At 52.4% G+C, this 9,673-nt stretch carries 9 protein-coding genes; 5 read left to right on the forward strand and 4 right to left on the reverse strand.

All coding sequences use genetic code 11. The annotated features are described in order from the left end of the window. Window positions 1–82: 82 nt before the first annotated feature. Complete coding sequence (locus HMPREF0494_RS08160; protein ID WP_007124483.1) at window positions 83–622, reverse strand: hypothetical protein; 540 nt, start codon at window positions 620–622, stop codon at window positions 83–85. 224 nt (window positions 623–846) lie between these two features. Here HMPREF0494_RS08160 and HMPREF0494_RS08165 point away from each other — a divergent pair, with 224 nt between their 5' ends. Beyond that, window positions 847–1,989 carry an AI-2E family transporter gene (locus HMPREF0494_RS08165; protein ID WP_007124484.1) on the forward strand — a complete coding sequence of 381 codons (1,143 nt, stop codon included), beginning with the start codon at window positions 847–849 and terminating at the stop codon, window positions 1,987–1,989. A gap of 55 nt (window positions 1,990–2,044) precedes the next feature. On the opposite strand, the gene HMPREF0494_RS08170 is transcribed toward HMPREF0494_RS08165, so the two are convergent. Further along, window positions 2,045–2,770, reverse strand: a complete 726-nt coding sequence (locus HMPREF0494_RS08170) for a RodZ family helix-turn-helix domain-containing protein (protein WP_007124485.1) — start codon at window positions 2,768–2,770, stop codon at window positions 2,045–2,047. A 263-nt stretch (window positions 2,771–3,033) separates the two neighbouring features. Continuing rightward, window positions 3,034–3,750 (reverse strand): MucBP domain-containing protein, encoded by a 717-nt coding sequence (locus tag HMPREF0494_RS08175; protein WP_040458969.1) that lies wholly within the window; start codon window positions 3,748–3,750, stop codon window positions 3,034–3,036. Between the two features lie 140 nt (window positions 3,751–3,890). Here HMPREF0494_RS08175 and HMPREF0494_RS08180 point away from each other — a divergent pair, with 140 nt between their 5' ends. Then, window positions 3,891–4,487, forward strand: coding sequence for an ECF transporter S component (locus HMPREF0494_RS08180; RefSeq protein ID WP_007124487.1), 597 nt, complete (start codon window positions 3,891–3,893; stop codon window positions 4,485–4,487). Between the two features lie 209 nt (window positions 4,488–4,696). On the opposite strand, the gene HMPREF0494_RS08185 is transcribed toward HMPREF0494_RS08180, so the two are convergent. Further along, on the reverse strand, window positions 4,697–6,910 hold the full coding sequence (locus HMPREF0494_RS08185; protein WP_040458970.1) for an ATP-dependent Clp protease ATP-binding subunit: 2,214 nt from the start codon (window positions 6,908–6,910) through the stop codon (window positions 4,697–4,699). A gap of 246 nt (window positions 6,911–7,156) precedes the next feature. Here HMPREF0494_RS08185 and HMPREF0494_RS08190 point away from each other — a divergent pair, with 246 nt between their 5' ends. The 3 genes from HMPREF0494_RS08190 (at window position 7,157) to ptsP (ending at window position 9,457) form a co-directional block, all read left to right on the forward strand. Next, window positions 7,157–7,342, forward strand: a complete 186-nt coding sequence (locus HMPREF0494_RS08190) for a hypothetical protein (RefSeq protein WP_040458971.1) — start codon at window positions 7,157–7,159, stop codon at window positions 7,340–7,342. A 118-nt stretch (window positions 7,343–7,460) separates the two neighbouring features. Then, entirely contained in the window at window positions 7,461–7,727 is a 267-nt protein-coding gene (locus HMPREF0494_RS08195) for a phosphocarrier protein HPr (RefSeq protein ID WP_003712636.1), read from the forward strand. Beyond that, the gene (gene ptsP, locus HMPREF0494_RS08200; protein WP_007124490.1) at window positions 7,727–9,457 is read left to right on the forward strand and encodes a phosphoenolpyruvate--protein phosphotransferase; all 1,731 of its coding nucleotides are present in this window, start codon (window positions 7,727–7,729) and stop codon (window positions 9,455–9,457) included. Before HMPREF0494_RS08195 ends, ptsP begins: the two co-directional genes overlap by 1 nt. Window positions 9,458–9,673: the final 216 nt, after the last annotated feature.

The raw sequence follows: 9,673 nt of genomic DNA on the forward strand, positions 1-9,673 counted from the left end.
AACAACTTTAATGACAACAAAAAAGCCGCTCGAAGAAAATCCCGAGCGGCTTTTTTAGGGAATGCTATTATTGCACCATTAATTAGTGGTGACTAACAATGGCATTGCTTGGCAATTGGCCGGACCAGTCTTGGTATTGAACCTGTGAGCTGCCCTTGGCGGTGTAGCGGTCCATCCCGTCGCTGTCGACGTGGTGAGTAACCCCTTTAGCATCAGTCCAAGTTGCAACGTCGCCTAAGCCCAACTGGATGTTCTGGTTTTCCTTTACGCTGCTGGATGATTCCTGGGCAGCGCTAGCAGGAGCGGTAGTGCCACTAGCAGCAACGGCACTCGCGTTCGCACTTCTCGTGGAAGCAACGGTGCTGCTTGCAGCCTGGCTGCTGGCCTGCTTGGAAACGGCCTTTGCGGAACTGCTGTTATTTGAAGCCATCTTTTGTTCGCTGGTAGTTGCCTTAGCTGTTACCTTGTCGTTTGCCTTCTTATGGCTTTGCTTTACGACCTGGGCACTCTGCGCTTCGTGGCTCTTGTGGGTGGTCGTTGCACTATTGGCAGCGCAACCGCCCAAACCTAACGCAAGCAAAACAACTAATGAACTATTTAAGACCTTTTGATTTAACTTCATAATAATAGCACCCCTTCCGCAATGTTATGTAACATTGTTGCTTTCTTTCAATGTTTATATTGTAACACGGTTGAAATATTTATGTAACCTTTTAGACAATAAAATGTCAATTTATTTCAAACTTAGTCATTTTTCGTAATAATTGTTTAATAAGCCAGTGATTCTGTGCGGAAACGGGGGTGCACCTATCTTTTCACCGGCAAAAGGCTTACTATATTATACGAATGCTTAACGAGAAACGAGGAGAAACTGTGAAAGAAAAATACTACCACTGGCTCTTTTGGCCAAGTCTGCTGCTGGTGATTGCGGCCCTGATTTGGGTGTGCACCAAGATCCAGTTCATTTTCCAACCCTTCCTGACCTTCATTTCGGTGGTTTTTGTCCCGTTAATTTTATCGGGCTTCCTTTATTACATGCTTAACCCGATTTTGAAATTGCTGCTCAAGATCCGTCTGGGCCGCTTCCGCCTTAACCGGGCTGTCGCAAGTCTGCTACTGGTCCTGCTGCTCATTCTGATTATTGCCGGCGGTCTGGCAATGCTGATCCCACCGGTGGTAAAGGAAATTACGAGTCTTGTGACCCACTTGCCGCAGACGGCGAGTGGCCTGCAACGGCTGTTGAACGATACGATCCAGCATTCGCCGCTGAAGAAGGTTGATTTAACGACCTATTACCGGCAGTTTGACCACCAGCTTGCGAACTATGCCCAGCTGGTCTTAAAGGGCCTGTCATCGCGGATTGGCGACGTCATTAATGCGGTAACGAACATTACGGTCGTCACGATTACGGTACCGGTAATGCTCTTTTATATGCTGAAGGACGGTTCCAAACTGGGCCCGAGCATCCAGAAGTGGCTGTCACCCCACCACGCTAAGGAAGTTGACCAGCTCCTGGGCAAGATGAACGATACCCTGTCCTCTTATATTGCGGGGCAGGTGATTGAATGCCTGTTCGTGGCCGTCTTTACCTCGCTGGGCTACCTGCTGATCCACCAGCCGCTGGCCCTGGTCCTCGGAATTGTTGCCGGCCTGTGTAACATTATTCCCTACATTGGGCCCTACATCGGAATTGCGCCGGCTCTCTTCGTGTCACTGACGATGGCCCCGCAGAAGTTAATCTTGGTCATTATCGTCGTGATCGTGGTCCAGCAAATCGACGGGAACGTTATCTACCCGAATATTATTGGGAAGACGCTCCAAATTCACCCGTTGACAATCATCCTGCTCCTGTTGGCGGCGGGCCACATCGCGGGAATTGCGGGGATGATCCTCTGCATTCCGTTCTACGCCGTCCTCAAGACGATTGCGGAATACTTCTTTGATATTTACCGAATTGAACATCCGGTGAAGGATGAAGCAGAAGAATAAGAAAAAGCAGTTAGATGGGAAATCCGTCTAGCTGCTTATTTAATATTAAGAGGGTTTAATTCATCCGGTTAACGACCCCGTGGTTCGGGTTGGCGTTAATCTGGTTGTCGAAGTTTAGAATCCACTGGTCAGTTCCGTCGTAGTGAAGATTGAATTCTCTAGTATCGTACTGAACCGCGTTTCTTGGGAATTCAACAGGTGCATTAGGGTCCTGCTCATAAATATAATCAGCGTAAGATAGTTTGCCATTCTGATTAATTGCATCCGAAAGGTCCCAATCAACGTTATGGGTCCGGCCTTGGCCATCGTTCCAAACCCAGTAGTAGTAGAATGGTGCCGGTAATTCTTGTTCGTCATCGTTATTGACTGCTTGCTGAGTGTTTTGTGCAGGCCGCGCAACCTGGCTGCTTTGGTTGGCGTTAACCTGGCTTGCGGCAGTAGCTTGATTGCCGGAAACTAGCGCGTTGCTGTTAGCAAATGCAGGGTTAGCAACACTGGCCGGCTGATTTACGTTTGCATAGCTAGCTGGTGCCGCAGCCACTGCCTGGCTAGCAGTGACTGGGTTAGCGCTCGTTTGGTCATTGTTATCTTTAACGGCCGGTTGCTCCTGATTGTCGTTGGCAGCTTTCTTGTTGTGGCTGCTGGACTTGGTGACCTTAGCGGAAGTTGGCTCATGGCTGGCCTTATGTGTGCTGGCACTGTTCGTGGCTGCACAACCGCCGAGGCCCAAGGCGAGGAGTACTACTAAAGAACTATTGATAATTGCTTTGTTTAATCTCATTTTTAATCCTCCTTTGAACCTCAGAAAGTATTATCATTTCCTATTTACACTCTTATTGTAACACGTCCGCAAATTAAATGTAATCTTTTTGTAATATAAAATGTAAAAAAGAGGTGGGACAGAACTAGCTTGCCTAGTTCGTAGTCCCACCCCCGTCGACGCGCAGCAAGCCTATTTGAACTGCCAGCCAGCTACTGCGCTGTCGCATTACCATCTTTAAAAGAGCAAAGGGGCTGAGTTAATTCCCAGCCTCTCCCTACACTTTAATCCTCTTGATGATCGACAATTACGTAATTGCCGGTGATGAAGCGGTGGTCGCCAACCTGATACCAGATGATTTCACCGTTATCGTCTAATTTGCCACTGATGCTGACTCGTTTTCCATCGGGGAGGGTTGCCACTTTTTTGCCATAGGGAGCGTCGTAAACGTCAATTTCCCGGTTCGGCAGGTAATCAATGGTTCCCTGAACGTTTTTTAATGGCAGGATGGTCAGCTGGTCAGCCAGTGAAGGGCCCTGGACTTGCTCATTCCGGTAGGGGTTGGTAACAACCCGCATCCCCTGGTAGCGAACCCACTGGCCGGCCCCCAGCTCGTACCAGGTGTCACCGTTCTCGGTGTTGACCCGGTGAAAGGCTTTGACAACAATTCCGGCAGGAAGGGGCACGTCAATCGGTAACCCTTTAACATTATCGTAGACCGTTGCTGCCTGGTCGATTTGCAGGTAGGTATCAACGGCCTCGACCTCCTGCCAGTTGTCTTTGCGGTAGTAAAACTTAACGTCCTTGCGTTGCATATTAAAGGTTCCAGCGGTGGCACCGTCAACGTCGACATAGCGGTAGTGGGGGAAATCCTTCCGTTCAACATGGTACTTGCAGCCGGTGACGCCCCGCATCAGTTGGGGCACCATCAGGTTTTCGCCAGTATCAATATCAAGGTAGTAAACCCAAATGGGGTTGCCGGTTTTCAAAGGTTCTAACACAATTCCCACCTCATTGTAAAAGATAATCAATTTAATTATACCGCATTTTGGCCTTTAGTCCCTGGGAAGTCAGAAACTAGCCAACTTTATTTCCGTTTGCTAAAATGGTTTCAGTAAATTTACAAAGGGGAGGCCACTAGATGAAACGCCGCCAACAGATTCAGCGCAGCACCATTCGCTCAATTTTGATTGCGATTATTATTTTGCAAGACTTTGTGCCATTTTTTGGAAACATTCCGGTTGGTCCACTTAGCATCACGACCATGCACGTGACGGTAATCATTGCGGCCATTGTGGTTGGCCCGGTAGACGGCGCCATCATCGGCGGGGTGTGGGGGATCCTAACCTGGGTGCGGGCCTTTGTCGCACCGTCTAGTCCGCTGGCCCCCCTGGTCATGGTCAACCCGCTGGTTTCGGTGGTGCCGCGGATTATGATTGGACTGGTGGCCGGCTACCTTTACCGCTGGCTGGCCCGGCTAAGCAGGCAGCCCCGGCTGGCAATGGTCGTCGCGGGAATCGCCGGCAGTTTGACCAACACCGGCCTGGTGCTGGGGGCGATCGCACTCTTTTACCGGACTCCGGCGGTGGCCCGGGCGTACGGCGTAGACGTCAGCCACCTGCTGCCCGTCCTGGAGACGATTATGGCGACTAACGGGGTGGCGGAGCTCGTCTTTGCGGCCATCGTGGTGCCGCTGGTTGCCTACCCGGTTTTAGAAGTGCGGCGCCGTTTGGGATAAGAGAATTAAAAGGAGAGTGGGAAACAACCTCCTCGACAAGGCGTATGGCTAACCTAGAACGATAGTTGGCACGGGTACGGGTCGGCTAGCGTTCGTAGTTAGACACTAGCCTTGTGGTTGTTTTCCACGTTATCTTTGTAATAGTTAAGAACTAGCAAGAGGCTGGTGAGAAAACAGAGTTTTCTCCCAACCTCTCTTTAGTTACTGATTTACTTTTCTGCTGGTGCCTTGGCTGCTTGGGCAGCATCGGCGGCCACGACGGTGATGTTGCCATCGGGATCTAACTGGGCCGCCAGCTGGTGGACGCCGCCATGATCGAGCACGTAGTCGGCGATCCGGTCTTCAATCTGTTCCTGGATGACCCGCCGGAGTGGCCGGGCACCCATCTTTGGATCGTAGCCCAGATCAACCAGCTTTTCATCGACCGCCTCTGGGACGGTGATGTGGAGGTCCTTTTCCTTGAGCATCCCGTTAACGTCGTCGATCATCAGGTTGACGATCTTCATCAGGTCCTCTTTGGTGAGGGCGTTGAACTGGACGATGTCATCGAACCGGTTCAGGAATTCCGGCTTGAAGTAGTTGGTCAGCTTATCAATAATCGAGTGGGTCGAACCGGAAGCTTCCGCCCCAAATCCAACACTGGCAACCGCATCGCCCGTTCCGGCATTGGAAGTCATGATGATGATGGTGTCCTTGAAACTGACTGTCCGGCCCTGTGAATCAGTCAGGCGGCCGTCGTCCAGGATTTGCAGGAACATGTGCATCACGTCCGGGTGGGCCTTTTCGACCTCATCCAGCAGAATCAGACTGTACGGGTGCCGGCGGACCTGCTCGGTCAACTGTCCGGCTTCTTCGTAACCAACGTAGCCCGGTGCAGCCCCAATCAGCTTGGAAGTCGAAGTCTTATCCATGTATTCCGACATATCGAAGCGGATCATGGCGTCCTTAGATCCAAAGAGTTGCTTGGCCAGCTGCTTAGCGGTTTCGGTCTTGCCGACCCCGGTTGGGCCGACGAAGAGGAAGGAGCCGATTGGGCGGCCAGACTTGTTCAAGCCAATCCGGTTCCGCCGAATTGCCCGGGCGACTTTATCAACCGCCTGGTTTTGCCCAATCACGTGGGCTTCTAGTTCCTTATCAAGGTCCCGCAGCTGGTTTTCTTCCTGCTGCTGGAGGTCGCCGACGGGGATATTGGTCTTTTCTTCGACGATCTTTTGCATATCCTGGGCGGTAACCGTTGCGGATTCTTCGGTGTGGTTTTCTTCGGCATCCTTCTTAGCCTTTTCCAGTCGAGTGACCTGGTCTCGGTAGAAGGCGGCCTTTTCGTAGTCCTGGTTGTCAACGGCCTGCTGCTTGTGGGCCTCGGCCGTGTGGATCTCGTTTTCAATCATGTTCGGGTCCGCGGTCTTTAAGGTCAGGTTCTTCCGTGAGCCGGCTTCATCGAGCAGGTCAATTGCCTTGTCCGGCAGGAAGCGGTCCTGAATGTAGCGGTCGGACAGCTTGGCTGCAGCCACGACCGCTTCGTCAGTGTACTTGACGTGGTGGTAGTCCTGGTAGCGAGCCTTGATCCCGTTTAAGATCTTAATGGTTTCGTCAACGGATGGTTCATCGACTTCGACCGGTTGGAAGCGCCGGGCGAGGGCGGCATCCTTTTCGATCTTCCGGTATTCGTTCAGGGTTGTTGCCCCGACTAGCTGGAAGTCTCCACGGGCAAGGGCCGGTTTCAAGACGTTGCCGGCATCCATACCGCCCTCGGCATTCCCAGCACCCATGATTTCGTGGATTTCGTCGATGAAGAGGATGATGTTCTTATTCTTGCGAACTTCTTCCATTAATTGTTGCATCCGCTTTTCAAACTGCCCCCGGATACCAGTTCCTTGCACCAGGGAAACGACGTCTAGGCGGATGATTTCCTTATTAGCTAGTTTTTCAGGGACCTGGCCAGAAACGATTGACTGGGCGAGGCCTTCGACAACGGCAGTTTTCCCAACCCCGGCTTCACCAATCAGGACCGGGTTGTTCTTTGTTCGCCGGTTCAGGATTTCAATTACCCGCTTGATTTCATTGTCCCGGCCGATTACCGGGTCAATCTTGCCCTGGCGTGCCATTTCCGTCAGGTTAATCCCGTATTGGCCGAGAATTCCCTTGCCGCCTCGCCGGCCGCCGGCTTGCTGCCCCTGCGGACCCGCAGCTTGACCGTTTTGGCCAGCCGCCTGGCTTTGCATATCGTTCATTGCGTTCATAAAGTCTTCGAGGCTTCCAAAATTAAAGTTATTCATTCCGTTCCCCCCGTTCATCAGGTTAGTTTGGAGATTTTGTAATTTTTGATAGCATTGTTGGCAGAGGTCGATTTGCACCCGTTGCCCATTGAAGTTCATTTGTAGATGGATTGATGCGGGATTTTGATGACAATTTTGACACAGCATCAGATGAATACCTCCTTGGTAAGATCGCAGCAAAAAATGTTTGACCATTCTTGACTATTGATTATATTATACTTACTTTTTAATACGACGCAAGCTAAGGGGCTTGACCTTAATAAAAAACTTGCTTTCCGCGTTAGCACTTATGCAGGAAAGCCGTCAGCTTAGGGCTATTTTAGCACTCTTGAATCACCTTTGCTAAAAGAGCACTGGGTATTCGTGTATAATAGGAACAATGGAGGCGAGAAGATGGCAGAACAGGACTTTAAACGGCTCCTCGACGATTTGCGTGCGGGGAAGATCGACCACTTTGAAATTGGTCCGGAGCATTTCCAGGAATTTCAGCCGGTCTACCACGCGTACCCGTACCGGACACAGATTGTCGGGAAGGCGCATATTGGTGGCAAGATTATCTACCGGTTGGTGAAGCGATAAGTGCCCGGGACTCGCTTGTATTTACCGCTTACAATTGCTAAAATATATCTATCGAGGTGTATCGGTGGTAGAATAGTCACTGATAAAAGTAAATCTGCTCGAAGGAGACTGATTAATAATGGAAAAACGCGATTTTACTATTACTGCTGAAACTGGTATTCACGCCCGTCCAGCAACGATCTTGGTTCAAGCTGCTTCCAAGTTTGCTTCAGATGTTACCCTGTCATACGAGGGGAAGAGCGTTAACCTGAAGTCAATCATGGGTGTAATGTCACTTGGGGTGGGCCAAAACGCCAACGTTACTATCACCGCAAGCGGCGATGACGAAAAGGAAGCCCTGGATGCTGTTGCTGAAACCATGAAGAAGGAAGGATTGACCGACTAATGTCTTTACTGCTGAATGGGTTGGCAGCGAGCAACGGAATCGCAATTGCTCCTGCCTACCTGTTAGTGGGGTCAGATCTATCCGTTCAAAAACAGCATACTAATGACAAGGATCATGAGGTCACCCGGCTTCATGATTCTTTTGCGTTTAGCCGCCAGGAGCTTCGCCGCATCCGTGACCAGGCTCACGAACGCTTGGGACAGCGGGCGGCCACCGTGGTGGATACCCAATTAGCAATGCTGGGCGATCCGGCCCTGTTTGCGATGATGCGGCAAAAAATTATGCAGTCAGGAGTGACGGCGGAATGGGCGGTCAAGCGGACAGCGGACCACTACCTGACCATCTTTGAAAAGCAAAATGATAACGACTACCTGCAGGCACGGGGGACGGCAATGAGGGACGTCACCAAGCGCCTGCTAAGCCACCTGCTGGCGGTGGAGCTTCCGGACCCGCAAAAGCTGGATCACCGGGCGATTATCGTTGCCCAAAACATCACCCCAACCGATACCGCCCAGTTTGACCGGCGCTATGTCGCGGGGCTGGTGACGGATACGGGGGGCCGAACGTCCCACTTCACCATCATGAGCCGGACCCTGTCACTGCCGGTCGTCGTAGGGACGAAAACCGCTACGGCAGAGATTAAAAATGGCGACCTCCTCATTGTTGACGGGATTCACGGCAAGGTGCTTGTCCGGCCGACGGAAGACGAAGTCGAACGGTACCGCCTGCTAGCCGGCAAGTTTGCCCGGGAACAGGAAGCTTGGGGAGCGGTGCGCAACCAGCAGACGATTAGTGCGGACGGCCGCCACTTTGAGGTTGCCGCCAACGTGGGGACCCTCGCCGACCTGGAAGATGCTCGGAAGAATGGCGCCGAGGGGATTGGCCTCCTGCGCACCGAGTTTTTGTACATGAACCAGTCCCGCCTGCCGAGTGAGGAAGAGCAGTTCCGGGCTTACAAGCAGTTCGTCGCTGGGATGAACGAGAAGCAAGTAGTCGCCCGGACCCTCGACGTCGGTGGGGATAAGCGGCTGGGGATGGTTCCGCTGCCGGCCGAGGCAAATCCCTACCTCGGCTTTCGGGCAATCCGGGTTGGTCTAGCGCGCCCCGAGATTTTGCGTCCCCAGCTGCGGGCCCTGCTCCGGGCATCCGTTTACGGCCGCTTGGCAATTATGTTTCCAATGGTGGCGACCCTGGAGGAATTTCACCGGGCCCGGGCCATTTTGGAAGAAGAACGCACCCGGCTCAGCACGGCGGGGGTCCCGCTGGCCCAGGACATTGAACTGGGAATGATGCTGGAAATTCCCGCAGTCGCCATGATGGCGGACGTCTTTGCCCCGGAAGTCGACTTCTTTAGTATCGGCAGCAACGACTTGGTCCAGTACCTGTTTGCGGCGGACCGGGGCAATCCGCAGGTGGCATACCTTTATCAGGAATTGCATCCCGCCGTGTTGCGGACCGTTAAGCGGGTGATCGACGCCGCTCACGCCGAGGGCAAGTGGGTCGGCATGTGCGGCGAAATGGCGGGGAACCCGCTGGCGGCTCCCTTACTGATGGGGATGGGTCTCGATGAGTTTTCAATGAGCAGCAACCGGATTTTACAGATCCGGTCCCTGATTAAAAAATTGAATACTCGTCAGCTACAGCCCCTTGTGCACCGCGCACTCAACGCCCGGAGCGCCACGGAAGTCACGGACCTGGTTCGGTCGGCCGTTCAGGACCTCGCGGATTAACGCCGCGGGAACGCTGTTGGGAAGAACTTCACTCTAGGGAGCTGTTGTGCCCCAACTCACGGTTAGAAACTGTAATGCTAGCCTATCTGGGGTTACGTGATATCTTTAAAATATTCGGAACTAAAGCGAGGGGGAGTGGGAAATAACCTCCTCGACAAGGCGTATGGATAACCTAGAACGATAGTTGGCACGGAACGGGCCGGCGATCGTTCGTAG

Origin of the sequence: Limosilactobacillus antri DSM 16041, from assembly GCF_000160835.1 — a bacterium.
GTDB classification, from domain to species: domain Bacteria; phylum Bacillota; class Bacilli; order Lactobacillales; family Lactobacillaceae; genus Limosilactobacillus; species Limosilactobacillus antri.